Here is a 25,877-nt window from a genome sequence, read left to right as displayed (position 1 = left end):
GCCTAGTCGAGCGGGCGCCGTGGCGCGGGTGTCCGCCCACCTGCTGGCCGGGTCGCCCATTCGGCGAGCCGGCGGGCGTGCGCGGCCACGGCGACGCGCAGCGCGTCCGGGTGTCGCACGGTGAACGGGCAGCCCAGCCCGGCGAGCAGCGCCGCCATGCCGGGCAGGCTTTCGGCCCGGGCCCGCAGCAGTACGCCGTCGTCGGTGGCGGTCAACTCGGCCACGCTCGGCGGGACACGACGGCGGGCGGCGACCAGATCCGTCTCCAGCAGCACCTCGACCTCGTGGGTGTACGGCACACCAGCCAGCGACCGGGTCACCCGGGCCACCGGGTCGAAGCCGTCCGGCACCGTGAACGTCGCCGTGCCCGGGGTGACGGCGCCGACGCGGTCCAGCCGGAACGTGCGGATCTCCCCGCGCCGGTGGTCGTGGCCGATGACGTACCAGCGGCCGGCGTGGAAGACCAGGCCGTACGGGTCGAGCTGCCGGTGCGACTGCTCGCCGCGCCAGGAGCGGTAGTCGAGTGCCACCCGTCGCCGGTGCCGGGCGGCCTCGGCCAGCGCGAGCAGGGTGCCCGAGGCGGGTCTCGGCTCCGGCTCGGGCCGGCGCAGGGTGAAGCCGAGGTGCTCCTGCACGGCGGCCAGCCGGTCGGCGAGCGTCGCCGGCAGCACCCGGCGGATCTTCGCCAGCGCGGTCGCCGTGGCCGGCTGCTCGGTGGCCAGACCGACCCGTTCGGCGACGACCAGGCCGAGCAGCACGGCGACCGCCTCGTCGTCGGTGAGCATCAGCGGCGGCAGTTTGAAGCCGGGGTGCAGGCGGTAGCCGCCGTGCCGGCCCCGGTCGGCGGTGACCGGGATGCCCAGCTCGACCAGGGTGGCCGCGTACCGGCGCACGGTCCGCTCGTCCACACCGAGCCGGCCGGCGAGTTCGTTGGCCGTCGCCCGGTGCCGGGTCTGGAGCAGTTCGAGCAGGGCCAGCACCCGTCCGGCGGGATGGGACATGGAAACTCCTGGAAACCGGGCGGATACTGTCCGGTTTCGATCGTACGGTCTGTCGGTAGCCGAGAAAAGGGAGCGACAGATGGCGACGTTCGTGCTGGTACCGGGGTTCTGGTTGGGTGCGTGGGCATGGCGGGAGGTGACCGGACTGCTGCGCGCGCAGGGGCACGACGTCTACCCGATGACCCTGACCGGGCTGGCCGAGCGCGACCACCTCGCCGGGCCGGAGGTCAGTCTTGAGACGCACACCACCGACATCGTCCGGCTGCTCCAGGTCGAGGACCTGCGCGACGTGCTGCTGGTCGGGCACTCCGGCGGTGGGATGCCGGTCGCCCAGGCGGCCGACCGCGTCCCGGACCGCGTCGCCCGCGTGGTCTACGTGGAGAGCGGACCGCTGCCGGACGGGACGGCGCAGTTCGACACCGTGCCCCCGCAGGAGCAGCAGCGGCTGCGCGCCGCGATCGGCGACGGGCACCTGCTCCCACCGCCCGCGTGGGACCCGGTCGCCGACCCGACCAACCTGGCCGGCCTGGACGAGGCGACGCTCGCCGTCCTGCGGTCCCGGGCCACACCGCAGCCGCTGCGCACGGCGACCGACCCGGTCCGACGCACCGGCGGCCGGCCGGTGCCCACCGCCCTGGTCGCCAGCACCTTCCCGCTCACCGTGGTGCGGGAGATGATCGACAAGCGCCATCCGTTCTTCGTCGGGCTGGCCGACGGTCAGCTGTTCGAGCTGCCCACCGGGCACTGGCCGATGCTCAGCGAACCCAAGGCCCTGGCCGACGTGCTCGACGCCGCAGCCCGAGGCTGAGCCGGCCGCAGCCCGGGGCTGAGCCGGCCGCAGCCAGGCGCTGATCCGGCCGCAGCCCGAGGCTGAGCCGGGTCAGCGGGGCAGCAGCGCGGCGATCTCGGCGACGACCTGCGCCGGGGTCCGACCGTCGGTGACCACCGTCTCGGTGGCCACCTCCGCGTAGAGCGGCCGGCGCTGGTCCAGCAGGTGCTTCAGGGTGGCCCGCGGGTTGATCGCCAGCAGCGGCCGGCCGGCGCCGAGCCCTACCCGCTTCACGGCGTCGGGCAGCTCCACGGACAGGTGCACCACCCGGTGGCCCACCAGTGCAGCGCGGTTCTCCTCGGCCAGCACCGCGCCGCCGCCGAGGGCGAGCACGCCCGTGCCGCCGGCCAGCGCCGCGGCCACGGCGGCCCGCTCCAGCGTACGGAAGTGCGCCTCACCCTCGTCGATGAAGATCTCCGGGATGGGCTTGCCGGCCATCGACTCGATGTCGGCGTCGGTGTCGCGGAACTCCACCCCGAGGGTGGTCGCGAGCGCCTGCCCGACGGTGGTCTTGCCGCAGCCCGGCGCGCCGACCAGGACGACGATCGGCGCCATCAGCGGATCACCAGCGCGTCGAGGTAGCCGGCCAGGTTGCGGCGGATCTCGGTGACCGAGTCCCCGCCGAACTTCTCGGTGGCCGCCTCGGCGAGCACCAGCGCCACCATCGCCTCGGCGACGACCGCCGCGGCGGGCACCGCGCAGACGTCCGAGCGTTGGTTGATCGCGGTGGCCGGCTCGCCGGTGGTGACGTCCACGGTGGCCAGCGCCCGGTTCAGAGACGAGATCGGCTTCATGGCGGCCCGCACCCGCAGCGGCTCGCCGGTGGTGATGCCGCCCTCCAGCCCGCCGGCGCGGTCGGTGACCCGTCGGACGCCGGTCGCCGACGGGATGATCTCGTCGTGCGCCTCGGAACCCCGGGACCGGGCCTGCTGCCAACCGTCGCCGATCTCCACGCCCTTGATCGCCTGGATGGACATCAGCGCGGTGGCCAGCCGGGCGTCGAGCTTGCGGTCCCACTGCACGTGGCTGCCCAGACCCGGCGGCACCCCGTACGCCAGCACCTCGACCACGCCGCCGAGGGTGTCGGCGGCCTTCTTCGCGGCGTCCACCTCGGCGACCATCAGGGCGCTGGCCTCCGGGTCGAGGCAGCGCAGCGGGTCGGCGTCGATCCGGGCGGCGTCGGCCGGGGTCGGCCGCAGGCCGGGCTTCGCGGCCACCGGACCCAGCTCGACAACGTGCGAGACGATCTCGATGCCGAGCGCCTGACGGATCAACGCCTTGGCGACCACGCCGACCGCGACCCGGGCGGCGGTCTCCCGCGCGCTGGCACGTTCCAGGATCGGCCGGGCGTCGGTCTGGCCGTACTTCTGCATGCCGGCCAGGTCGGCGTGACCCGGCCGGGGACGGGTCAGCGGCGCGTTGCGGGCCTGCCGGGCCAGCTCGTCGGGGTCGACGGGGTCGGCAGCCATCACCGTCTGCCACTTCGGCCACTCGGAGTTGCCCACCCGGATGGCGACCGGGCTGCCCAGGGTGACGCCGTGCCGCAGGCCGCCGAGCACCTCGACCTCGTCCCGCTCGAACGACATCCGGGCGCCCCGGCCGTAGCCGAGCCGGCGGCGGGCCAGGTCGTCGGCGATCTCGGTGGTGGTCACCTCGACGCCGGCCGGCACCCCCTCCAGCAACGCGACGAGGGCGGGACCGTGCGATTCACCTGCAGTCAACCAGCGCAACACAGCGGTCAGTCTGTCACGCCCCGCCACCGGGCCGGTGCGCTGCCCGCCGCGTCCCGCCCAGCGGACGCCGGCGCCCGGTCGGCCCGGACGCCGGCGGTGACTCAGATCCCCCGGCCGCGCTTGTGCAGGGTGCGCAGCACCGCGTCGGCGCCGACCACCCGGCCGGCGACCGCGAGCGCCAGGTAGGCGCGCGGCTCGCGGGGGTTGCTGCGCAGCGTGCGCCGGGCCCAGCGCACCGCCCCCCGCCGGTCCCCCGAGGCCGCCCGGGCGAACGCGATCTGCCCGGTCACCCGGGCCTCGCCCGCCGGCTGGCCGGCGAACTCCGGATAGCGCAGCAGCAGCCACTGCAACGCCTCGGAGATGGTGTCCCACCGCTGGGCGAAGTAGGAGCGTTTGTGCCAGCGGACCAGCACCGAGGGCGTCCGCAGGTTGATCAGTGGCGCGCTGCGCGCGGCCCGGAGCAGGAACTCGTAGTCCTCCGCGTAGCTGCCCGGGATCTCCTCGTCGACCAGACCGAAGCCGTCGCGCAGCGCGGCGGCGCGGATCAGGAACGTGGACGGGTGCAGCTCGGTCATCCGGTCCCGCAGGAGGTCGTCCAGGGTGATCCGGTCCTTGTCGAGCACCCGGTCGACGGTGTTCCCCTCGTAGCTGACCCGGATGCCGCAGCAGACGAAGTCCGCGGCCGGGTCGGCGGCCAACGCGTCGACCTGGGCGGCCACCTTGCCGGGCAACCACTCGTCGTCGTCGTCGCAGAACGCGACGAGTTCACCCCCGGCGGCGAGGGTGCCGCTGTTGCGCGCGCCAGCCAGCCCGGGGGTGCGGTCGTTGCTGATCACCCGTACCGCCCGGTCCGGGCCCGCCAGCGCGGCCAGTGAACCGTCGGGGGTGGACTGGTCGAACACCACAACGACCTCGATCGGGCCGGGATACTCCTGGGCCAGGATCGCCCGTACGGCGGCGCGCAGCAGCTCCGGGCGGTCCCGGGTGGGCACCACGACGCTGACGCTCGGCGGTGCGGTCATCGGCGTCCCTCCCTCCGATCGGGTCGTGTCCGGGCCGGCCAGCGAGGTGGGCGCGCGGCCGCGCGGGCCACCAGGTCGTCCACGATCTGCCCGACCCGTGCCACGGCGAGGCGACGCGCCTCGTGCGCGCCGGGGTCGGCGGCCACCGCGTACCGCGACGCGTCCACCAGCCCGGCGGCCAGCGCGTCGTGCAGCTGCTCGCGGGTCTCACAGAGCGCCACCAGCCCGGCGTCGCCGAGCCGGCGGGCGAAGAGCTGCTGGTGGTCGTCGACGTGCTCGCCGCGACCCGGGTCGCGGGGCACCACGATCGGCAGGTGGCCGTGCCGGCGGGCCTCCAGGATGGTGGCCGGCCCGCCGTGGCAGACCACCAGGTCGGCGTCGGCCATCTCCTGCTGGAGGGCGTCGTGGCCGAGGAACGGCACGGCGCCGGGCAGCTCGGGCGCCGTCGTGTGGCCGTGCTGGACGGTCAGCCCGACCGAACCGGCGGCGTGCGCGTGCCACTGCGTGAGCCAGTCGACGAGCCGGTCGAAGGGGTGCTTGTCGGTGCCGACCGCGACCAGCAGCCGGGTCTGGTCGGTCGGCGCGGTGTCGCGCTGGCGGGGCAACCGGGCCGGTTCGGTGGGCCGGGGCGGTTGCGGACGCGGGCTGGTGTCGATCTCCCCGCTCACAGCAGTGTCCCCACGACGATGGCCTCGGGGTACTGCCGCCGCTGCTCGTCCCACTGCACGAGCATCGCGGACAGGAACGGCCGGCAGAGCCGGGCGGTCAGCGTCGGGGTGTCGATCCGGTCGTACACCTCGATGTAGACGGTCGGGATGCGGCGCAGCCGAGCCAGCACCACGAACGGCAGGGCCACTCCGGCGCCGGTGGTGACCACCGCGGCGACCCGCCGACGCCGCAGCACCCGCCAGGCCAGCAGCGCGTTGCGCAGAAGGTTCGGCACGTTGCGGGTGGTCGGGTGGTGCGCGGGCACCAGATCCTCACCGGCCAGCAGCGACACCGCCTCCGGGGTGTCGAAGGTGACCCAGCACCGTGGCAGCTTGTCGTACCAGGGCCGTAATGCGAGCAGTTGGGCCAGGTGCCCGCCGCTGGAACTGACCAGCAGCAGCACGGGCGGCTCGGACTCGTCGTTGTTCACGTCCAGCGACTCCCCACAAGTTCGCTTGGAATTCCGGTCTACGCCAGGCAGAAGCAGATCACAGATTGCCTGGTTGGTTGAAGTGCGTGAGCAGGCATGCCACCGATCTCTACCTGCGGATCTCGGGGGTGTCGACCACCCGGGATCCATCGACAATCATCACGACCTGCTAGTTTGCCGTCACTCTGCGGCACACCGACCGCGCGGCGATTTCGTCGGATCAACCGCTATGTCTTTTCTCGATGGCGTCCAACAGTGCGGGATGCAGCGCGGCGTTCCAGCCCGCCCCCGCGTCCGCCAGCCGCCAGGTCCGCAGCCACATCTCCACCAGGTACGCGTCGGCCACCAGCCGGCGCTGCGCCGGGCCGAGACCGAGCCGCCCGCCGTGCCGCTCCAGGTGCCCGTCGACGGCCACCGCGGCCACCGCGGCCGGCTCGCCGCGCAGCACCAGCGCCCGCTGGAAGGCGTCGTGGGCCAGGTCGAACCCGAGCGGCACGTCCGGCGCGCTGTGCTCCCAGTCCCAGGCGACGAGCCGGCCGGCGTGCCGCCCCAGGTTCCACGGCACCCAGTCACCGTGCCAGTGACCGAACTCGACGGCGGTGTCACCGTGCCGGCGGCCCAGCGCGGCCACCGCGGCGACGGCCCGCGCGCCGTCCGGCACCGCCCGGGCGGCCCGGTCGGCCTGCGCGGCCAGCCGAGCCAGGAACGGCGAGGAGGCCAGGGGGCGGGGCGTACCGGCAGGGCCACCGCGCCGGGCCACCGCGAGCAGCGCCGCGATCCGGGGCGGGTCGTTCACCGGCACGCCGCGTACGTCCGGCGGCAGGGGCTCGATCACCGCGACGGCCTGGCCGGCCCACGCCGTCTCGGTGAGCAGCCCCGGCGGCACCGGGTGGTCGGCGACACCCGCCGTGTCCCGCACCGCCCGCAGGGCCGCCGCCTCCGCCGTGACCAACGCCCGCGTCGCGTCGTTCCAGCCGATCTTCGCGTAGCCACGCGGCCGACCGTCGGCGGTGAACAGTTGCAGGGTGGGCTTGCCGTTCGGATCGGGCGGGCGGACACCGCAGGCGGCGAGCAACGGCGCCCCACCCAGCGCGGCGGCGAGCCGCTCGGTCAACAGCAGCTCGGCCCCGGCCACACCGTCCGGCACCGAGACGCTCAACGTCGGAAAGGGCGCCAGGCCCACCGCGCCGAAGCGGGCCAGCCCGCCCAGCACCGCGCGCAGCGCCCGCACCCGGGGTGGCCGCAGCGCGTTGTACGCCAGCAGCGACGCCGCCCCGGCCCGGGGCGCGCCCAACGGCACCAGGAACCGCGCCCGGGCCACCGACGGCACCACCGCGTACCGGGCCACCACCCGGTGCCCCCGCGGTGGGGCGCCGCCCACGCGCAGGGCGACCCGGTCGTCCGGAAAGACCGCGCGGCTCACCCAACCCAGCCCGTCCACCCTCGACCGGGGGTCCGTGGACGGGTCGACCCGTGTCGTCACGCCGCCCGGTCCGCCCAGTCGAGGTCCAGCCCCAACCGTCGACGCAACGCGTCGTTGTACGGGCGGTAGTAGTCGGTCAGCTCGGCACGCACCTCCGGATCCAGTGGAGCCGAACGCCGATCGTTGAAGACCTTGAAGTCGGGCAGGTCGTACGCGGGCAGCCCGAGGAAGTCCAGGGTGCGCCGGTAGGTCGCGCGGGCGTCGCGGTACAGGTCCTCGCTGGGCAGGAAGAGGATCTGCGAGGTGTCGAACCGCTCCAGCCACGGCTCCAGGTGCTCCAGGTACCGCCCCCGGGCCCGGTACGTGTACCAGTCGTACGCCTCGCTGAACGACTCCGGCTCGGCGATCAGCCGTTCCCGCTCCCCCGCCGTCCGCTCCGGCTCGGCGGCCAGCGCGGCGGCGAAGTCCAAGGGCTCGATGCCGTGCGTGCGGCGTTCCTTCCAGTGCGAGTACGCCCGCTCCACCGGGTCGCGCAGGAGCACGATCAGCCGCACCGTCGGCATCAGCGCGGCGACCCGCTGCGCGGCGAGCGGGTGGAACATGTACAGCGGCGCGGCCTCACCGACGCGGACCGGCCCGCCGTGCCTCCGGGCCAGGGTGTCGCGCTGGCGCTGGGTCGGGAAGTGCGACCGGTACCAGGCCTCGCCGCGCCCCCAGTGCTCCTCGAAGTAGTGCGCCGACTTGGTGTTCCACGCCGGGAAGAGCCGGGGCACGAGGGGGTGCTGGATGAGGTAGTTCCACAGGGAGGTGGTGCCACCCCGTTTGGTGCCGATGATCAGGAAGTCCGGAAGGGGCCGCCGGTCGCTGGTGCGGACCCCGTAGTCCACCAGGGACTCCTTCACCCGGACGGTCACCTGGGTCGGGACCAACTGCTTCATCCGGTCACGGATGGACGCCACGACGGACCTCACCTGCCTCTCGTCGATGCCGGGACGGGGCTGGCGGCCGTGGCCGCGTCGTCCCGTCCACGGACCTGCCTCATGGTCACCCGGATGACGGCGCGCACCCGGGGCAACGTCAACATGCCGACGCAACCGGCCGCCAGCACGCCCAGGGCCACCGCCAGGCCCAGCAGACCCCGCCCGCCGGCCAGGACACCGACGCCTGCCGCCGCGCCGACACCGGCGACCGTCACCGCCGCCGCGCGCAGCGTCGCCGCGTCCGCCAGCGGCTCTCGGACCACCGTGCGGGCGAACGCGGCGGCAGTCAGGTTCTCGGTGGCGATGCCGGCGGCCCACGCGAACGCCGCTCCGGTGGCGCCGTGCCCGGGGATCAGCAAGAGGCCCAGCGACACGGTCACGGTGAGCCCGGCCAGCGTGGCCGCCAGGTGCAGGCCGCTGCGCCCGCCCATCAGCAGCAGGCTCTGCACGTTGCCCACCCCTGTGTTGACGAGCATCGCCACCGCGAGCACGGTCATCGCCGGCACGCCGGCGGTGAACTCCGACCCGAACAGGCGCAGGAACGCCATCGCGAACACCGCCAGCAGCAGGTACACCGGCCAGGACAGCACCAGCCCCCAGATCGTCAACTGCCGGTGCACGGCCGCGGCGGCGGCCCGCTCGCCACGCCCGAGCAGTCGGGACAACTGCGGTGACACCGCCACCCGCAGGCCCTGCATGGCCAACTGGCCGGCGAGCACGTACCGGCCGACCGCGCCGAACACCCCGGCGTCGGCCGGACCGGCCAGCACCGAGGTGAGCAGCACACCCACCCACATGCTGCCCGCGTCGATGGCCGCCGACGCGGCACGCGGCAGGGCGAAACGCCAGAACGTCGACCAGTCGGCGCGGTCGGGCCGCAGCGCCGCGCCGGCGCCCAGCCCGAGCGGGCCCGCCACCAGGACGAGACAGGCCAGCAGCGCCAGCGCCGCCGGCACCAGCCAGCCGGTCATGCCGGCGAGCAGACCGCCGCCGGCCAGCGCCGCCGCGCCGACCAGCGCCGGGCGGGCGATCGGCAGCAGCAGGAACTGCACCGACACGTACGCCCGGATCGGTCGTACACAGCGCAGGGCGGCCAGCAGCAGCGTCATGGCGACCACCGCCGGCACGGCGGCGAAGGTGACGGCGAGCAGCGTGTCGCCGCCCGCGCCGGAGCCGCCCAGCAGCCGGGGGGCGAGCGCGTCGGCGGACAGGACGCCGACGACGGCGACCACGAGCGCGGCCAGCAGCGGTGGGACGAGCGCCACCGGCAGCACCCGGGCGGCGTCCCCGCACGCGCCGGCACGACGTCGCGGCAGCGCCCACATCAGACCCGTCTCGGCACCGAGTGTGCAGACGGCGGTGGCCACGGTCACCACACCGATCGCGGCGAAGAACGCGCCGGCGCCGACCGTGCCGTACCCCCGGGTGATCACCACGGCCAGCACGAAACCGAACAGGCCGCTGGTGGCCGCGCCGAGCAGCCCGGCCACGCCGCTGCGCGCGCTGCGCCGCGTCTCGGCCGCGCCGGCGTCCCCGGCCGTGGTCGCCGACGGCGACCGGTCCGGATCGGCCGGCGGCCGGGTCACGGCGGTCACGCCGGCACCGCCACGGGCCGGGCCTGCAGCGGGCGCCACCGGGCCGACCGTTCCCGTTCGGTGAGCGCCATCGCGAAGGCGACCGCGAAGAACGCGACCGCCAGATTCTGGTTGGCCATGCCGTAGAACGGGATCTGCACCAGGCAGACCACCGGCACCACGGCCAGCCACTGCCCGGCCGCCGACGTCGCCCGCGCGCAGATCACCGCGGCGGCCACGAACCAGGCCAGGAAGCAGAGCAGCGCCGGTACGCCATGACTGAACAGCACCATCCAGAACTGCCCCTGCGTGCCGATCGGCGCCGCCGCGGAGACCGTGTCCACGTTCACCGGTGCGCCGTAGCCCAGCCACGGCGAATCCTGCACCCGGCGGACCACCTCCGTGTAGAGCGAGAGCCGGTCGGTGTTGGTGTCGCTGGAGTCGACCCGCTGACTGATCAGGTCGGTGATGGGGATGAACAGCGTGGCCAGGGCGCCGATCACCACCAACCCGACGATGGACGCGGCGACCCGCACGTTGCCGCGCAGACTCGCCCGCACCCCCAGCACGGCCAGCCCGGCGCCCAGGCTGAGGAACATCGCCCGGTTGAGCGTGAGGAACGCCGGCGCCAGCGACAGCGGCAGCGACGCCAGCAGCACCCAGCGCAGCAGCCCCCGCCGGCGCAGCATGGCGAAGGCCACCACGCACGGCAGGGTCATCGCGTACGCGCTGCCGTAGTTGTTCGTGTACGCGAACGGCGCGGCCGGACGGTAGATGGGGTTGAGCGAGCGGGCGCTGTATTCGGCGGTGGTCAGGTGGACCATGTCCTGGATGAACGGGGTGCCGGCCACCCCGCCGGGCAGCAGCACCTCCATCGGGGTGGTCATCGCGAGCCGGGGCGCCACCACACCGAGCCAGCCGAGCACGACCAGGCCGAACCAGAACGCGCAGAGCGGGCTGAGCACCGCCACCAGGTCGGCGCGTTCCCGGGCGGCGGCGTGCACGTAGACGCCCACCACGAGCGCGGTCAGGTAGAAGGCCAGCCGCAGGGCGAACGTGAGCAGGGAGGCCGGCGACGACAGCTGGGTGGCGCTGACCACCACGATGGCCAGGAACAGCAGCCAGATGCCGGCGGCCGGCGGCAGCGGCACCCGTCCCCGGGTGAGCAGCAGCGCGAACAGCAGCGCCCCCAGCAGCGGCCACCCCAGGTAGAACGCCCCGAGAGCCCACCACAGTGGCACCAGGCCGAACATCAGCGACAGCGGCCAGAGCGGCAGCCGGGGCGGTGGCGCGGGTGACGGCACCGGTACGCCGGGCGCCGGTGCGCCACCGGGCGGCGGTTCGGTCGCCGGTGCGCGGGTGAGCGTCACCGCTCAGGCCCGGCCGTTGCGGGTGAGGACGAAACCCAGCGGGGTCACGCCGGCGGCGCGCAGCCGCTCCACGAGGCGCCGCAGGTCGACCTGGCGGGTGCGGTCCCGCTCGACCACCACCACCGCGCCGCCCTGCCGTGCCACCGCGACACCGCGTTCGTCGGATTCGGCCGGTGGGGCGTTGAACAGCACCAGTCCGTGGTCGGCGCCCTGCCGCCAGGTGCCGAACCGGACGCCGCCCACCCCCACGCTCACCTCGTCGGGTGCGGCGACCCGGCCGTTCTCCGGCCGGGCGGAGGCGGCCACCCGGGGCAGCGTGAGGGTGGAGTCCGGGTCGGTGGACGGGCGGGAGCCCGGCGGGTGCGGGGAGGGCCGGCGCGCGGGCACGTTCTCCGGGGTGGCGGTCGGGGTCACGGGGCTCCCGGCCGGGCGGGGCTTGGGCACGAGCGGCCGGGACGGGTCGATCGGCAACCGCCCCCGGTCGGCGAGCACCGCCGCGCGCAGCCGCTCGGTACGGCCGCTGTCGTCGGCGACGAAGACCTCCCGACCGTCGGCGGCGAGGGCCACCGCGAGCCCGGCGGTCAGCGCCGTGGTGTCCTCCCGGGCGGCGAGCAGCGCCACCCGGGCCGGCTGTCGGACCCGCTCGGCGACCGCCATCGCCACGTACCGGACGTCCGCGTCGACGGCCCGGGGACTGCCCCGCAGCGGCGGGCGGCGGACCGTGCCGAGCAACGGCAGGCCGGTCGCGTCCCGACCGTCGGCCACCGAACGCACCCGTCGGTCGGTCGACTCCCAGGCGTACGCCAGCACCACGCCGATCAGCGCGCCACCGAGCAGCCCGGCTACCAGGTAGAGCGGCCGGTGCCCGGCCGAGGTGACCAGGGCACGCTCGGCGGTCTGGGTGACCCAGCCGGGATTGACGTCCACGGCGGCGATCTCGGTACGGGCGGCGTTGAGCTGGGTGAGCTGGTTGTTGATCCCGGCCAGTTCGGCCACGGCGGCGTCCCCGGCGGCGGTGTCCCTGGCGGTGCTCGCCCGCTTCTGCACCGCCGTCTGCTGGGCGGCGATTTTGGTGATGCTCGCGTCGTACGATCGCAGCATCTCGGCGCGCTGCTGCTCGTACATGGTGCGCCGCACGTCCAGGTAGGCCCGGGCGGCGAGGTTGGCGCTCTGCACCGCCCGTGGCGCGTCCTTCGCCTGGTAGGTGAAGCGCAGGATCTGCCCCCCGGTGGGCACCTCGACCTCGAGCGCGTCGCGGATGTCGCGCGGGTCGGCGCCGGCCGCGTCGGCGAGTCGTTGCACCACCTCGGTGCCGGTGGCGATGCCGCTCTCCACGTTCATGTTGACTGCCCGGTCGGCGCCCGCGCCGCTGGGGGTGAACGCGTCGGTCACCACCGGACGGACCGCCACCACGGCGTTCGCGGTCATCGCCGCCGGCACCATCAGCACGTAGCCGAGCGCGAGGAGCAGACCGACCACCGCCACGGCCGCCACCAGCCGCAGCCGGTGCAGCGGCACCCGCAGCAGGTCGGTCAACGTGACGGTGCGGTCGGCGGCGGTGGCCGGGGCGTCCGTCGGCCAGGAGGCGGGTGTCGCGTCAGTCATGGAACTTCTTCACCGTCTGTTGGGGATTGCCGACGACCACGACGCGGGGTGGCACGTCCGTACGGACCACTGTCGCCGCGCCCACGACGCTGTCCCGGCCGACGCGTACGCCCTTGAGCACCAGGGCGTGCGCGCCGACCCACACGTTGTCCTCCAGGACGATGGGGGCGCGGGCGGCCGGGCCGGGAGGCTCGTGCCGCTGCTCGGGTGGCAGGTTGTGAAAGTCGTTGTCGAGCAGCTCGCAGTCGGACAGCAGGCACCGGTCGCCGACGGTCACCGAGGTCCAGGTGCCGATCCAGGTCGCGTTCAACAGACAGTCGGCGCCGATGCGCACCTCGCCGGCGCCGGCGAAGCGGACCAGCTTGTTGAGTCGGGTGCGGTCACCGATGGTCACGCGTACCCCGCGGCGCAGCCGGATCCGGCCGCGGATCTCCACGTCCCGACCGAGTGTCAGGCGTCGGTAGCGCAGCCTGTACCAGCCGCGTTTGACCGCGAAGACCAGACGCACCGCGCGTCCCGCGCGATTGCCAGCGGCGCCGACCAACACCGACCCCTCCCCCACGTCGCGGAGCCGGCGGCGGTGGTGCCGCCGCCGGCCCAACGAGAACAATCTATCGATGCTCCGTTACGAACCGTAGACCCTTACTGCACGGAGAAGAATGTTGAAGGGGTAGACCAGGACAACTCGGGCGTAGCGAGGGTGAGTACGGTCGCCGCCGCCCCGTCGACCACCGGGCCCGGCGCGGCCGTCGGGTTGAACGGGACACTACGCAGAGTGCCGTCGCTAGCACCGTAGACGATCCGACCGCCCACCCACGCCATGCCACGCACCCCGGACCACGGCACGCCGGTCGTCGGCACCGTGAACTCGGTGGCGCCGAGGTAGTTGCCGTCGATCTCGAAGTAGCGGTAGTACAGGTTGTTGGCGCCGGTACGCGTGTAGTAGAGCCGGCCGTCGAGGAAGAAGGCGCCGGTCAACACCGCCGGGTTGTACCAGTCGTTGTAGCCGGACGCCTCCCACGGCGACCCGATCGCCCCGCCGTTGAACAGCGACACGTCGATCCGGCTGCCGCTGGGTGTGCCGGCGACCGTGTGCGACCAGTAGATCCGGTCGTCCACCCGCCACGTCGCGCCGGCCGCCGTGTAGGCCGGCTGGCTGACCGTGGTCGGGGTGCCCAGCGTGGTGCCGTCGAACGGCACCCTGGCCATGGTGGCCGGGGCGGTGCTCAGATAGAGGTTCCCGGTGGTGGCGGTCGGCGGGTTCTTCGGGGTGAACGTCCGTCCACCCGCGAGGGGGAACATGCCGAGCCGACCGTGGTACTCCTCGCCCATGCCGTCGGAGTTGTGCCCGAAGTAGAGGCCGTCCGTACCGCGCCACAGCACCGGCACCGACGACCCCCAGGCGGAGGTGCCGGCCGGCATCGAGGCGCTGCCGCTGCGGCGCGGGTTCCAGTTCACCGGCATACCGGTGGCCGGGGTGACCGCCGCGACGCCGAGCCGGTCGACCGCGCCGGGACCGGCGACGTCGACGCCGTTCGGGTTGTTCAACCAGCGGAAGTGCCCACCGAGGTAGATGACGTTGTCGGCCACCTCGACCGCGGTGATGGTGTCGTTGCCGGTGTAGTCGGCCCAGGTGGCGAGCTGACCGCTGCCCCGGCTGGCCGTCTCGAACCGGACCAGCGTGTCGCAGTAGGCGGCCGGCCACCCGGAACCACCGTTGGTGCCGACCACGAACCAGCTGCCGTCCGCGCCGAACTTCACGTCCTGCACGTAGTGCACGAACGTCGACGGGGAGGCGCACGGCGGAACGAACTTCTCCGTGCTCCAGTCGATCAGTGTCGGCGTCGCGGAGACGTCCACGAGCGCCATCTGGTTACGCGGCAGGTCGTTGACGAGCATGAAGTTGCCGCCGACGACGAGGGTGTCGCCGTCCGGCGTGACGTCGAGGGTCCAGACGTACGACGTGGTGCCGTGCCGACCCACCGTGGCGTTGATGTTGAAGGTCGGGTCGATGGCACCGGTGGTCGCGTTGAGCCGGGCGAGGCCGGCGTGCGCGGTGCCGTTGAGCCAGTTGAACGCCCCGGCCACGTACAGCCAGTTGTCGTGCAGCACGACCTCGCGGACGTTACCGCCGTCGGAACGCCCCACCCAGGCGTCGATGATCGCGCCGGTGGACGGGTTGAGGGCGACCAGGTTCTTGCGGGACACGCCGTTGACGTTCTTGAAGGCCCCACCGACGATCAGCGTGCCACCCGGGCCCGCGACGAGGGTGTTGACCGCGCCGTCGAGCACCGGCAGGAACGACGTGGACATCGTGCCGGTGACGCGGTCGTACGCGAAGAGGTACGGCTGGTTGATCCACGGTGAGCTGGCGGTCTGCCGGAGCTGCGTGAAGCTGCCACCGACGAAGACCGTGTTGCCCACCTGCGCGAACGCGCGGGTTTCGCCGTTGCGGGCGTGTGGGGTCGAGTCGGCGGGGTTCCCCGACACGAGGGTCGCCGTCTCGGGGACCGGCACCACCGCCGCCGAGGACACCGAGGGCACAGCGAGCACCGCGGCGACGATCGCGAGCGCGACCACCCCCGCCCGAGTACGACGTCGTCCTACGAAACGCCTCATGTGCGGAAGTTTGGGCACGCTGCGCCTCCAAGATGGATGAGAACCCGAGGTAGCGTCCCTCGCCCAACTTGGCAGGCGCATCCGCCGATTGGGCGGTGCATCGATCAGCAACATGACAGAACACCGGCGGGTCGGATATGCGATCCGACCAGGCGATGTACCGTCACCACAAATTCACGATCGTCAGCGGCTCCCTCCGGTGGGCTGCCGCAGGTACCCGTCCCGACCGGCCTGGGAGAAGCCGGCCAGCGCGGACGCGTCGTGGTTCATCGTCATGTCACAGGTCGAGGTGCGCGTCGTCATGCCCGGCGAGTTGAAGTAGATGGCCGCCTTGATCTTCGGGTGCGCCTTCAGGGCCGCCGGGAACTCCTGGAACCAGCGCTGCTTGGCACCCGGGTCGGCGGAGTTGAAGTTGGTGCCGAACTCGGCGAGCATCCGCGGCTTGCCGGCGCCGATCCCGTTCTCGTCCAGCCAGCGGTAGAAGCCGTCGACGGTGGTGCTGGGGCTCTTCCACACCGTACTGCCGTTGCAGACGTGGAAGTTGTACGGGTCGTAGGCCACCCAGTCGACGTAGCGGTCACCGGGGTAGAGGCCGGCGTACCGGGAGTAGTGACCGGACCAGCCCATCATCGTCCAGACCCAGACCGCGTTCGTCGCGCCGGCCTTGGCGAACCGCTCGTACACGTACCGCCAGGCCCTGACGAACTCGGCGTCGCTACCCTTGGCCGGCTCGTCCTCCGGCTCGTGGTCGAAGCCCATGAAGACCGGTACCCCGGTGGCACGGATCCGGCCGGCGACCGCGTCGATCGTGGCGTCCTGCCGGCCACTGTAGACATCGGCCCACTTCAGGGTGGTGCCGGCGGAGAAGTCGCGGGACTCCCAGGCGAAGAACATCAGCCGGCCCTCGCGCATCTGCTGCGTCTCGTACGCGTCGGGGAAGGCGCCGTTGCTGCCCGCGTTGGAGAAGTCGTGGTAGCGGTGCACGATGTCGAACTTGCGGCCGACCTGCGCCTCCACGTCGGTGATCGCCTTGCCGTGGTCCCAGCCGCCGCCCGCTCCCGCCGGGGAGTACATGCCCCACCAGGCACCGCAGGAGGGCACGAGCTTGTTCGACACCGACCCGCACTTGCCCGACGGGATGGTGGTGCTCGGGCTCGGCGTGGGCGTCCGGGTCGGGGCGACGGTCGGCGACGGCTTCGGCGCGGTGGGCGGCGACGCGCTCGGCGACGGTGGCGGCGCCGGCCGGGTGGTGGTCACCGGCGACGGCCGGGCCCCGATGTCGTAGCTGATCACCAGGCTGGGCCGCAGGTCCGGGTTCCGGTTCTCGACCGAGGCCCAGTAGATCCGGGTGTCCAGGCCGGACTGGGCCAGCGACACCGTCCAGGTGCCGTTGCCGGTGACCAACCCGGACACGTCCCACTCGTTGACGCCCTTGGACACACCGGTCACGGTGTCCAGGGCGGCACCGGCCACCGCCAGAGCCGGGCGCGTCTCGCGGGCGCTCAGCGTCGACGCGTGCGCCGTCACCGTGGCGGCGAACTGCTGCCAGGCGTGCATCCGCAACGTTGCCCGCACGTTGACCGCCGCGGCCGGGACGCTGGTCACCGCGAACTCGACGACGGCCTCACGGCCACCACGCGGGTTACCGTCGCAGCGCGTCGGGCAGGTCGCCAGGGTCGACTTGGTGGCGTTGTCGCCGTCCTGCGCCACCGCCGTGGCGGTGGTGTCCGCCACCGCCCGGATGGACAGCTCGTCGCTGGCCAGCAGCGGCATCATGGTGGCGACGATGCCGGCCACCACCGAGCCCCCGACCACCCCGATCGCGATGGCCTTGCGCCGGGGACCGTTGCGGAACCGGGTGATGCGGTGCAGTCCGTGCCTGGTCAAGGAGAACTCCCTGTGTCTGCTGCGGTAACCGTGTGCAGCGTATCGATGACCAGGGCAGGTCGTGGGCAGGACAGTTTCCCGTAAGCGCGTCTTAACTGTCCGCTAAGGAAGGCGTCGGACCAGCGCGGCCCGCATCGCCTCGACCGGGGCGCGCACGCCGGTGAACTGCTCGAACTGGCCCACCGCCTGGGCCAGCAGCAGGTCCAGTCCGGACACCACCCGCAGGCCGACCGCGAGCGCGGACGCGGCAAGCGGCGTCGGCCACGGATCGTAGAGAGCGTCGAAGAACACCGCACCCGGTTGCCAGGACACCTCGTCGGCGAGCGGATCGGCGACACCCTTCGGCACGGTGGAGACGACCACCTCGGCGGCGGCCACGTGCCGGGCCGCGTCGGCCCAGCGTCCGCTGCGCAACACGACGCCGACCGCGTCCGCCACCGGCCGCAGCTCGTCGACCGCCTCGGCGCGGCGGGCCACCACAGTCAACGAGGAGCAGTCCAGCTGCGCGGCGGCGGCCAACGCGGCGCGTGCCGTGCCCCCGGCACCGAGCACCGTCGCGTCGGCACCGGGCACCACCCCGACCTCGCCGAGCACGTGCACCATTCCGGCGACGTCGGTGTTGTCCGCGTACCAGGAGCCGTCCGGACGGCGTACCAACGTGTTTGCCGCTCCGACGGCGGCGGCGACCGGCGAGGCGGCGTCGGCCACCGCGAGCGCCGCCTCCTTGCCCGGCATGGTCACCGACAACCCGGCCCACTCCGGGCCCAGACCGGCGACCAGATCCGGCAGCTCCGCGGCCGCGCACTCGATCCGGGTGTACGACCATCCGGTCAGCCCGGCGGCGGCGTAGCCGGCGGTGTGGATCACCGGGGAGAGGGAGTGCGCGATGGGCTTGCCCAGCACCGCCGCTCGCCGTCGGAGCGTCATCAGATGATCCCGGCCTCCTTGGCCTTCTCCTGGTTACGCAGCTGCTCCTCGTACGTCTCGGCGAAGGCGGAGTGACCCTCCTTGTCGATCGCCACGAAGAAGAGCCACTTGCCCGCCGGTGGGTCCATGGCCCCTTCCAGGGCCTGCTTACCCGGGTTGTTGATGGGGGTGGGAACCAGGCCCTTGAGCTTGCGGTTGTACGGGTTCTTCGGGTCGTCCAGCTCGGACGCCGTCATCTGCTTGGACGACTTGGTCGGCTTCCCGATCAACTCGAGGTAGTAGTTGACCGTGACGTCCATCTCCAGGCAGTTGCAGTTGAACTCGCCGTACACCCGGTTGTAGGCCACCCGGGCGACCTTGCCGAGGTCATCCTTGTTGCCGGCCTCGGCCTGGGCGAGCGAGGCCACGATCAACGCCTCGTACGGGCTGACGCCGCCCCGCTCCTTCTGCACCCGGTCGGCGAACTTCATCTCACCTGTCACCGAGAGGAAGTTGTCCACCATCAGCTTGAGGATGCTCTCCGCGGTGGCCTTCGGCGGGATCTCGTACGTGTCCGGGTAGAGGAACCCCTCGACGGACTTGACGACCTTCTTGCCGTCCTCGCGCGTGAACCACCAGTCCGGCACGCCGAGCGCCTCGGGGTCCTTGGCGGCGGCCTCGAACTCCTTCACCGGGATCTTGGTCTTGTCGGAGAGCAGCTTGTAGATGTTCTTGCTGGTGCGGCCCTCGGGGATGGTCAGCCCGTTGACGATCTTGTTCTTCAGGTCGAGCATCGCGGTGACCGCGCTCGCGCCGCTCATCTGCTTGCGCAGCTTGTACGTGCCCGGCTGGATGTTCTTGCTGCGCGAGTTGGCCTCGGCGGCCTCGATGAACGCCTTCTGGCTCTTCACCACGTCGGCGGCGACGAGCGCGTCGGCCATGTCGGCAAGCAGCGCGCCGTTCTTGATCTCGACGGTGATCTCACCGGCGCCCGAGCCGTCGTAGTCGGGCGTGACGAAGTAGTTCTGGATCCGGTCGAAACCGTAGAAGGCACCGCCGCCGATGCCGCCAAGCAGGAACAGGGCCAGCAGCAGCGCCAGGAACGTCTTGCCCCGGCCGCCGCCCGACCCGCCCTTGCCCTTGCGCTTCTGCACGAAGCTGCGCCGGTGCCGGCCCTTCTCCCCCCGCTCCGGCTCGTCGAATCCAAGATCCAGGTCGTCGATCATTGCGTCCGCCTCCGCTGCGCATCCAGCCAGCTCTGCAGGATCTCCACCGCGGCCGCCTGGTCGACAACCGCACGTTGACGTTTACCTCGGACGCCACGCTCGGCAAGCCTACGAGAAGCCACCACGGTCGACATCCTCTCGTCAGTGAGCGTTACCGGGACGGGCGCTATCACATCGACCAGTCGGTCAGCGTACGCCTTCACATGGACAGCCGCCGGGCCGTGCCTGCCGGCGAGGTTGACCGGAAGACCGACGACAACCTCGACGGCCCCGTGCTCGGCCACCAACGCGGCCAGTTCGGCGAGGTCACTGGGCACCGCGTCGGGGGCCGCCGTGAGATCACGGGCCAGGGTCACCAGCGGCGTCGCCAAGATCCCGTCCGGGTCCGAGCGGGAAACACCCACCCGCACCTGACCGACGTCCACCCCGATCCGCACACCACGCGTCAGCTCAGCCACCGACGGTCACCACCGGGGTCGTACGAACCAGGGCGGACCGATCGGTCCGCCCTGGTCGACAATGATCGTCCATCACGCCTCGGTGATCGCCTTCTCTACGGTGAGCAGCAGCTTGGGCGCCTCGGCGGCCGGCAGACCACCACCCTGGGCGAGATCGGGGCTACCCCCGCCGCGCCCGGAGAACGCCGCCTTCACCAGGTCCGAGGCGGCCAGGCCCCGGCCCCGGGCGGCCTGGTTGACCGCCACCACCAGCGACGCCTTGCCGTTCGACCGGGCCGCCACCGCGACCACCGCCGGCCGCGCCGGGTCGATCTTGCCGCGGATCTCCTGGGCGAGGGTCCGCACATCGTTGCCGGCCGCGCCCTCCGGCGCCTCGGTGCCGACGTACGCCACACCGCCCACGTCCTTGGCCTGCGCCGCCAGCGCCGACGCCCCACCCAGCACCAGCTGGGCGCGGAGCTTCTCCAGCTCCTTCTCCGCGTCGCGCAACTGGGTGACGGTCTGCTCCACCCGGTCGGCGACCTGCTCGCTGGGCACCCGGTACAGCTCGGCCAGCCGGGAGACCAGCAGGTGCTCGCGGGCCAGGAAGCTGAACGCGTCCATGCCGACGAGCGCCTCGACCCGACGGACACCGGAACCGATCGACGACTCGGAGAGGATCTTCACGAGGCCGAGCTGGGCCGAACGGGCCACGTGCGTGCCGCCGCACAACTCCCGCGCGTAGTCACCCACCTCGACGACCCGCACCTCGTCGCCGTACTTCTCGCCGAAGAGCGCCATCGCGCCGATCCGCCGCGCCTCCTCCAACGAGGTGATGAAGGCGTGCACCTCCAGGTCCGCCAGGAGGACCTCGTTGACCTGCTGCTCCACGTCGCGCAGCACACTCGGCGACACCCCGGTCGGGGTGTTGAAGTCGAACCGCAGCCGACCCGGCGCGTTCAACGACCCCGCCTGCGTGGCCGACTCGCCGAGGAAGTTCCGCATGGTCTGGTGCACCAGGTGGGTGGCCGTGTGCGACCGCGAGATGGCCCGGCGGCGGGTGCTGTCGATCTCCGCGTACCCGGTCTCGCCCGCGCGCACCTCACCCCGGAGCACCCGGGCCCGGTGCACGATCAGCCCCGGCACCGGCTGCTGCACGTCGAGCACCTCGACCTGACCGCCACCAACGGTGATCATGCCCTGGTCGGGCTGCTGGCCACCGCCCTCGGCGTAGAACGGGGTCGTGTCGAGCACCAGTTCGATGGTCTCGCCCTCGGTCGCCGCCGCGCGCGGCCCGTCGGCGCCGAGCAGCGCCCGCACCGTCGACTCGCGGGCCACCTCGCCGTACCCGGTGAACGTCACCGGGCCACCCGAGTCGAGCACCGACCGGTACGCCGACACGTCGGTGTGCCCGGTCTTGCGCGCCTGCGCGTCGGCCTTCGCCCGGGTCCGCTGGTCGGCCATCAGCCGGCGGAAACCCTCGTCGTCGACCTTGAGGCCCTGCTCGGCCGCGATCTCCAGGGTCAGGTCGATCGGGAAGCCGTACGTGTCGTGCAGCTGGAACGCCTTCGCGCCGGACAGCGCCGTGCCGCCCGACGTGCGGGTCTCCGCGATCGCCGTGTCCAGGATCGTCGTCCCCGCCCGAAGGGTGGACAGGAACGCCTCCTCCTCCGCGTACGCGTACTGCGAGATCCGGTCGAAGTCGGTCGCCAACTCCGGGTACGACGGCGACATGCAGTCCCGCGCCACCGGCAGAAGCTCGGGCAGCGCCCGGTCCTGCCAGCCGAGCAGCCGGATCGAACGGATCGCCCGGCGCATGATCCGGCGCAGCACGTACCCGCGACCCTCGTTGCTCGGCGTCACCCCGTCACCGATCAACATCAGAGCGGTGCGCACGTGGTCGGCGACCACCCGCAGCCGCACGTCGTCCGGGTGCGACTCGCTGGCCACGTGACCGGAGTGCGCGCCGTAGCGCTTGCCGGTCAGCTCGGCCGCCCGGTCGAGGATCGGCCGGACCTCGTCGATCTCGTACAGGTTGTCGACACCCTGCAGGATCGAGGCCATCCGCTCCAGGCCCATGCCGGTGTCGATGTTCTTCGCCGGCAGGTCACCGAGGATCGGGTAGTCCTCCTTGCTGGTGCCCGGACCCCGCTCGAACTGCATGAAGACGAGGTTCCAGAACTCCATGTAGCGGTCCTCGTCGACCGCCGGGCCGCCCTCGCGGCCGTACTCCGGACCCCGGTCGTAGAACAGCTCGGAGGACGGGCCGCACGGCCCGGGGATGCCCATGGACCAGAAGTTGTCCGCCTTGCCCCGGCGCACGATCCGCTCCGCCGGAACGCCGATCGAGCGCCAGATCTCGAACGCCTCGTCGTCGTCGAGGTAGATCGACGGCCAGATCCGCTCCGGGTCCAGGCCGTACCCGCCCTGGTCCAGCGGCTTGGTGATCAACTCCCAGGCGAGCGGGATCGCCCCCTCCTTGAAGTAGTCACCGAAGGAGAAGTTGCCGTTCATCTGGAAGAACGTCCCGTGCCGGCTGGTCTTGCCGACCTCGTCGATGTCCGGCGTACGCAGGCACTTCTGCACGCTGACCGCCCGCTGGTACGGCGGCGCCTGCTGACCCAGGAAGTAGGGGACGAACTGCACCATGCCGGCGTTGACGAACAGCAGGTTCGGGTCGCTGATGGCGGGCAGCGGAGCGGACGGCACCACGGCGTGGCCATTCGCCTCGAAGTGCGCGAGGTACCGCCGCTTGATCTCCGCCGTCTTCATCGCTGGTGTTCCTCCGGAAAGATGTGTCGGTCGCCGATCCGCGGGTCCTCCCGCAACTCGGCGAACTTGTCGTCGAACGCCTCGCCCTGGGCGAACGCCTGGTGGATCTCCTGCTCGCGCTCGGCCATCCCGATGCGAACGTCCTCCACGAAGCTACGCAGCGACTCGACCAGCCCGCCAGCGGATTCCGACAACGAGCTGGCCATACCCGCCGGGGTGTACGCCTGCGCGGTCTTGGTCGCCTTGCGGACCACCACGACGCCGACGGCGATCCCGATGCCGAGCCAGAACAACCGCCTCATGTCTCGCTACCTCCTGGTACGGCGGCCGGTCAGCGGTTGCCGCGCTTCGCGGCCCGCCGCTGCTGCTTGATGGTGTCGCGCACCTCACGCTCGGTCTCGGCGTGCCGACGGCCGGCCGCCGCCTTGCGCACCCCGTACCCGAACGCGGCCACCTTGACCAGCGGGTTCGCCGCAGCGGCGGAGACCACGGTGGCCAGGTTCGCGACGTTGGCGGTGACGTTCTGCGCGTGGCTGGTCATCGTGTCGACCTTCGCCAGCTGGAGGTTCACGCCGTCGAGCGAGGTCTGCACCTGCTCCAGCGCCACGTTGACGTTCTTCACCGTGGTGTTCACGTCGCCGAGCAGCGGCGCGGTCCGATCGTTGAGGTCGTTGATCATCCGCGTGGTGGCGTCCACCGTGTGCCGCAGCCGCAGGATGGGCAGCGTCAGGATGAGCACCAGCACCGCGAACGCGCACGCCGCGATCAGCGCCGCAACCTCTCCAATGTCGCCCACGCCTGTCCTCCTCAAGCAGAGTTCCCCGCGGGACCCGACGTCCCCGGAACGCACAACGGTGCCACCCACAACAGACACGCCGGCCGTCGCGGGTCAGCGGCGGCGGACGTGCCCGTCAGCCCCAGACCCTACCGTCCGTGATGGAAACCGGCTCAGGACGGTGAGGGTGTCAGGCCCTCCAGGGGGTCCCCACTGACTGTCGGGAACGGATCCTCTCCGGTCAGTGACGGATCCGTGGCCGGCTGGGGCCTGGTCCGTTCGTCGTCGATCGCGTTGCGCACCTTCACCGACACCAACGAGCCGGCGCACTCCGTCGCAGCGGCCGACGCCTCGGGAGACGGCACGATCGCGGGCTCCCCGTCGACCGGCGGCGGCACGCAGGTCGGCTCGCGCACCCACAGGTCGAGGGTCAGCTCGTCCCGGCGCCAGCAGGTGTAGGTGCCCTTCGTCTCCTGCTCCGGGCAGCGGCTGACCTTCCACGGCCGCCAACCGTCCTGGCGCAGCGCGTCCTCGTAGACCTTCGTGGTCTCCGCCGTCGGCTTCTCCGAGGTGACGGTGCGTTCGCGCAGCCGGCAGTCGAGCAGGCACCAGCGGCTGCCGCTGACGTCGTCGTCGGTCTTCGCGGCGGCCCAGGCCGGTACGTCGAGTTGGTCCAGGTTGTCGAAGACCGGGTCACGGCTCAGCGTCCGGATGCCGAAGAAGAGCGGCACCGCACCGAGCAGCACGATGCTGACCAACGCCAGCGCCAGGGCTCGCAGTCGTCGTCGCTCGCGGGTCTGCCGACGCTGCTCGGACCGGGCGCCGGTGGCGGGACCGTCGTCCTCGGGGCTGTCCTGGCCGGCCTGGCGCAGCGAGGGGCCGGCCGCCGGCACCGGTGCCGGCCGGTCCACGGGTCCCGCCGCGGCGGGCACCACCGCGGCGGCGCGCGCCACGCCGACGGGTTCTCCCGGCCGGCCGGGCGGTGGGACAGGCGCGACGCCTGTCGGTTCCGGGCGGCCGGGCTCCCGGTGCGGCGGCAGCGCGCGGCCGGCGGCACGGTCCGCCGGCGGCACGGGTCGGACGGCAGGTGCGCCGCCCCGGGCCACTACCGCCGCTCCCGGGTCATCCCCTGCCGGTGGGCCGACCCGATCGTCGGCGGCGGGCGGACCCGCGACACCCGGAGGACGCACGGCCGGGCGGGCCGGGCCGTCGGGACGCGGACGAGCGGGTCCGTCGGGGCGGGGGCGGCCCGGTCCGTCCGGGCCGGCGCCCGGCGGGACGGCGGAACGGGCCGTGCCGTCGGGCCGGACCGCGCCCCGGGCGGCGGGCTCGACGCCCGGGCCAGGTCGGGTGGGACCGTCGGGGCCACGGCGGACGTCGCCCGGCGGCGGCGTGTCGCCGGGGGCCGGTCGGGCCCGGCCCGGACGGGCGGCGCCACGCGGCGGCGCACCCCCGGCGGCGGGACCGCTGGCAGGCGCGGGTCGGCCACCCCCGGCGGCGAAACCGGGAAACGTGTCGTCGCGGTCGCCAGCCGTGGTGGGTCGTCCCGGACCGGCCGGACCGTCGGGGCCGGGCTCGGTCGGGGGGCGGCGGCGTCGGACGGTCGGATCGGGCGCCGGGGCGCCCCGTCGGGCGATGGGGCGTTCGCCGGTGCTCGACGCGTAGGTCAGGCCGCCGCTCGGCTGCTCGCCGGTGGGGTCCGGCGCGTCGGGTCGGGTCGGTCGACGGCCGGCGGGTGCGCCCGCGCCCGGGTCCGGCGGCGGTCCGGCGGGCCGGCGGCCGGGCCGTTCGGCGGCCGGGTCGGGCACGGCGAGCCGGCCGGACGGACGGTCGGTCAGATCGCCCGCGGGTGGCACGGGACGGTGCGCGGCGGCCTGCCCACCGGGCGGCGTGCCTGGTGCACCGCCGCGGCGGTTGACCACCGGCAGGCCGGGGTCGGTGTGTGGCAGGCGGCCGGCCTGACGCAGCCAGTCGGCCGGTCGCTCCGGGCGATCCGCCCGGGGCTCGCCGCCGCCGGCCTGCGGACGCCGTTCCTGCTCGTCCGGGACGGCACGGCGACGCCCGGCCGGGCCGACGATTGGCGTACCGCCGGTGGGCGTGCCGCCGGTGGGCGTGCCACGAGTCGGCGCACCGCCGGTGGGCGGGACGCGGGTGGGAGGGGCGCCGTCGGGCGTGCCGCGGGTGGGTGGGGCGCTGGGACCGTCGGGCACCGGCGGGGCGTTGCCGGACCGGGGCACGACCGGCGGGGCGGGTTCGGCGGCGCGGCGTCGTCCGGCGGAGGCGGGTCGGGCGGCGGGCCCGGGGCCAGCCGGGTCGGGCGCACCGGGGTGGGCCGGGCCCGGTCGCCGCCGGGCGGTCCGGGGGTCGGCGTCGACGGCCGGATCGGGGCGCAGTCCGTCGGGGACCGGCACGGCGGCGGCCGGCGGGGCGTCGAACCGGGCCGCGCCGCGAGCGGCGGGCGGCCCGGCGGAGCGCGCTGGGTCGGTCGCCGGTGCAGCTGTTCGACTCGTGGGCCGGCGCGCTCTCCGAGGCGGACTACCGCCGCTACGTGCTGCCGCACTCGACGGCCGTGCTGAGCGG

Annotated in this window: 22 protein-coding genes and 1 pseudogene; 2 read left to right on the top strand and 21 right to left on the bottom strand. The window is 73.3% G+C overall.

All coding sequences use genetic code 11. The features are described from left to right. Nucleotides 1-2 precede the first annotated feature (2 nt). Nucleotides 3-1,001: a YafY family protein gene (locus ABZS77_RS29085; protein ID WP_354829399.1), complete on the bottom strand. Its 999-nt coding sequence runs from the start codon at nucleotides 999-1,001 to the stop codon at nucleotides 3-5. Between the two features lie 79 nt (nucleotides 1,002-1,080). On the opposite strand from ABZS77_RS29085, the gene ABZS77_RS29080 reads away from it, so the two are divergent. Continuing rightward, entirely contained in the window at nucleotides 1,081-1,809 is a 729-nt protein-coding gene (locus ABZS77_RS29080) for an alpha/beta fold hydrolase (protein ID WP_354829396.1), read from the top strand. Between the two features lie 72 nt (nucleotides 1,810-1,881). On the opposite strand, the gene ABZS77_RS29075 is transcribed toward ABZS77_RS29080, so the two are convergent. The 20 genes from ABZS77_RS29075 to ABZS77_RS28980 all read right to left on the bottom strand — a co-directional run bounded on the left by ABZS77_RS29075 (nucleotide 1,882) and on the right by ABZS77_RS28980 (nucleotide 24,169). Continuing rightward, complete coding sequence (locus tag ABZS77_RS29075) at nucleotides 1,882-2,385, bottom strand: shikimate kinase (protein WP_354829393.1); 504 nt, start codon at nucleotides 2,383-2,385, stop codon at nucleotides 1,882-1,884. After that, nucleotides 2,385-3,563: a chorismate synthase gene (aroC, locus tag ABZS77_RS29070; protein ID WP_354829391.1), complete on the bottom strand. Its 1,179-nt coding sequence runs from the start codon at nucleotides 3,561-3,563 to the stop codon at nucleotides 2,385-2,387. The genes ABZS77_RS29075 and aroC overlap by 1 nt, the downstream gene beginning before the upstream one ends. 101 nt (nucleotides 3,564-3,664) lie before the next feature. Beyond that, nucleotides 3,665-4,585, bottom strand: coding sequence for a glycosyltransferase family A protein (locus ABZS77_RS29065; protein WP_354829389.1), 921 nt, complete (start codon nucleotides 4,583-4,585; stop codon nucleotides 3,665-3,667). Continuing rightward, the gene (locus ABZS77_RS29060; RefSeq protein WP_354829433.1) at nucleotides 4,582-5,190 is read right to left on the bottom strand and encodes a glycosyltransferase; all 609 of its coding nucleotides are present in this window, start codon (nucleotides 5,188-5,190) and stop codon (nucleotides 4,582-4,584) included. Before ABZS77_RS29060 ends, ABZS77_RS29065 begins: the two co-directional genes overlap by 4 nt. 59 nt (nucleotides 5,191-5,249) lie before the next feature. Beyond that, nucleotides 5,250-5,729, bottom strand: a complete 480-nt coding sequence (locus tag ABZS77_RS29055) for a UDP-N-acetylglucosamine--LPS N-acetylglucosamine transferase (RefSeq protein WP_354829430.1) — start codon at nucleotides 5,727-5,729, stop codon at nucleotides 5,250-5,252. A gap of 214 nt (nucleotides 5,730-5,943) precedes the next feature. Then, nucleotides 5,944-7,206, bottom strand: coding sequence for a hypothetical protein (locus tag ABZS77_RS29050; protein WP_354829386.1), 1,263 nt, complete (start codon nucleotides 7,204-7,206; stop codon nucleotides 5,944-5,946). Continuing rightward, complete coding sequence (locus tag ABZS77_RS29045) at nucleotides 7,203-8,105, bottom strand: sulfotransferase domain-containing protein (protein ID WP_354829427.1); 903 nt, start codon at nucleotides 8,103-8,105, stop codon at nucleotides 7,203-7,205. The genes ABZS77_RS29050 and ABZS77_RS29045 overlap by 4 nt, the downstream gene beginning before the upstream one ends. 8 nt (nucleotides 8,106-8,113) lie before the next feature. Further along, nucleotides 8,114-9,712 (bottom strand): lipopolysaccharide biosynthesis protein, encoded by a 1,599-nt coding sequence (locus ABZS77_RS29040; protein ID WP_354829424.1) that lies wholly within the window; start codon nucleotides 9,710-9,712, stop codon nucleotides 8,114-8,116. A 5-nt stretch (nucleotides 9,713-9,717) separates the two neighbouring features. Beyond that, on the bottom strand, nucleotides 9,718-11,004 hold the full coding sequence (locus ABZS77_RS29035; RefSeq protein WP_354829421.1) for an O-antigen ligase family protein: 1,287 nt from the start codon (nucleotides 11,002-11,004) through the stop codon (nucleotides 9,718-9,720). A gap of 69 nt (nucleotides 11,005-11,073) precedes the next feature. Further along, nucleotides 11,074-12,675, bottom strand: coding sequence for a lipopolysaccharide biosynthesis protein (locus ABZS77_RS29030; protein WP_354829383.1), 1,602 nt, complete (start codon nucleotides 12,673-12,675; stop codon nucleotides 11,074-11,076). After that, nucleotides 12,668-13,183, bottom strand: coding sequence for an acyltransferase (locus tag ABZS77_RS29025; RefSeq protein WP_354829380.1), 516 nt, complete (start codon nucleotides 13,181-13,183; stop codon nucleotides 12,668-12,670). The genes ABZS77_RS29030 and ABZS77_RS29025 overlap by 8 nt, the downstream gene beginning before the upstream one ends. A gap of 134 nt (nucleotides 13,184-13,317) precedes the next feature. Next, entirely contained in the window at nucleotides 13,318-15,294 is a 1,977-nt protein-coding gene (locus tag ABZS77_RS29020) for a delta-60 repeat domain-containing protein (RefSeq protein ID WP_354829377.1), read from the bottom strand. A gap of 183 nt (nucleotides 15,295-15,477) precedes the next feature. Further along, a complete protein-coding gene (locus ABZS77_RS29015; RefSeq protein WP_354829375.1) occupies nucleotides 15,478-17,181 on the bottom strand; it encodes a glycosyl hydrolase in 1,704 nt (567 codons plus the stop codon). Nucleotides 17,182-17,283: 102 nt separating this feature from the next. Beyond that, a complete protein-coding gene (locus ABZS77_RS29010) occupies nucleotides 17,284-18,108 on the bottom strand; it encodes a shikimate dehydrogenase (RefSeq protein WP_354829372.1) in 825 nt (274 codons plus the stop codon). Then, complete coding sequence (gene mltG, locus ABZS77_RS29005) at nucleotides 18,108-19,313, bottom strand: endolytic transglycosylase MltG (RefSeq protein WP_354829369.1); 1,206 nt, start codon at nucleotides 19,311-19,313, stop codon at nucleotides 18,108-18,110. The genes ABZS77_RS29010 and mltG overlap by 1 nt, the downstream gene beginning before the upstream one ends. Beyond that, nucleotides 19,310-19,771, bottom strand: a complete 462-nt coding sequence (gene ruvX / locus ABZS77_RS29000; RefSeq protein WP_354829366.1) for a Holliday junction resolvase RuvX — start codon at nucleotides 19,769-19,771, stop codon at nucleotides 19,310-19,312. The genes mltG and ruvX overlap by 4 nt, the downstream gene beginning before the upstream one ends. A 72-nt stretch (nucleotides 19,772-19,843) precedes the next feature. Continuing rightward, nucleotides 19,844-22,522: an alanine--tRNA ligase gene (alaS, locus tag ABZS77_RS28995; protein WP_354829364.1), complete on the bottom strand. Its 2,679-nt coding sequence runs from the start codon at nucleotides 22,520-22,522 to the stop codon at nucleotides 19,844-19,846. Continuing rightward, nucleotides 22,519-22,824 carry a hypothetical protein gene (locus ABZS77_RS28990; RefSeq protein ID WP_354829361.1) on the bottom strand — a complete coding sequence of 102 codons (306 nt, stop codon included), beginning with the start codon at nucleotides 22,822-22,824 and terminating at the stop codon, nucleotides 22,519-22,521. Before ABZS77_RS28990 ends, alaS begins: the two co-directional genes overlap by 4 nt. Before the next feature lie 29 nt (nucleotides 22,825-22,853). Further along, nucleotides 22,854-23,318, bottom strand: a complete 465-nt coding sequence (locus ABZS77_RS28985; RefSeq protein ID WP_354829358.1) for a DUF948 domain-containing protein — start codon at nucleotides 23,316-23,318, stop codon at nucleotides 22,854-22,856. Between the two features lie 152 nt (nucleotides 23,319-23,470). After that, nucleotides 23,471-24,169: a hypothetical protein gene (locus tag ABZS77_RS28980; protein ID WP_354829419.1), complete on the bottom strand. Its 699-nt coding sequence runs from the start codon at nucleotides 24,167-24,169 to the stop codon at nucleotides 23,471-23,473. 1,607 nt (nucleotides 24,170-25,776) lie between these two features. Between ABZS77_RS28980 and ABZS77_RS28975 the strand changes: the two are divergent. Beyond that, nucleotides 25,777-25,877: pseudogene (locus ABZS77_RS28975) on the top strand (uroporphyrinogen decarboxylase family protein); the annotation flags it as partial.

Origin of the sequence: Micromonospora sp. NPDC005298 (assembly GCF_040607375.1) — a bacterium.
Classification (GTDB): Bacteria; Actinomycetota; Actinomycetes; order Mycobacteriales; family Micromonosporaceae; genus Micromonospora.
The sequence above is the reverse complement of the archived record's forward strand: the minus strand, read 5'-3'. Positions and strand labels throughout refer to the sequence as shown.

Bases quoted from the DNA above. Each gene is read 5' to 3' on its own strand.
- ABZS77_RS29085 (WP_354829399.1), bottom strand. From the start codon at position 1,001: ATGTCCCATCCCGCCGGACGGGTGCTGGCCCTGCTCGAACTGCTCCAG.
- ABZS77_RS29080 (WP_354829396.1), top strand. From the start codon at position 1,081: ATGGCGACGTTCGTGCTGGTACCGGGGTTCTGGTTGGGTGCGTGGGCA.
- ABZS77_RS29075 (WP_354829393.1), bottom strand. From the start codon at position 2,385: ATGGCGCCGATCGTCGTCCTGGTCGGCGCGCCGGGCTGCGGCAAGACC.
- ABZS77_RS29065 (WP_354829389.1), bottom strand. From the start codon at position 4,585: ATGACCGCACCGCCGAGCGTCAGCGTCGTGGTGCCCACCCGGGACCGC.
- ABZS77_RS29030 (WP_354829383.1), bottom strand. From the start codon at position 12,675: ATGACTGACGCGACACCCGCCTCCTGGCCGACGGACGCCCCGGCCACC.
- ABZS77_RS29020 (WP_354829377.1), bottom strand. From the start codon at position 15,294: ATGAGGCGTTTCGTAGGACGACGTCGTACTCGGGCGGGGGTGGTCGCG.
- ABZS77_RS29010 (WP_354829372.1), bottom strand. From the start codon at position 18,108: ATGACGCTCCGACGGCGAGCGGCGGTGCTGGGCAAGCCCATCGCGCAC.
- mltG (WP_354829369.1), bottom strand. From the start codon at position 19,313: ATGATCGACGACCTGGATCTTGGATTCGACGAGCCGGAGCGGGGGGAG.
- alaS (WP_354829364.1), bottom strand. From the start codon at position 22,522: ATGAAGACGGCGGAGATCAAGCGGCGGTACCTCGCGCACTTCGAGGCG.
- ABZS77_RS28990 (WP_354829361.1), bottom strand. From the start codon at position 22,824: ATGAGGCGGTTGTTCTGGCTCGGCATCGGGATCGCCGTCGGCGTCGTG.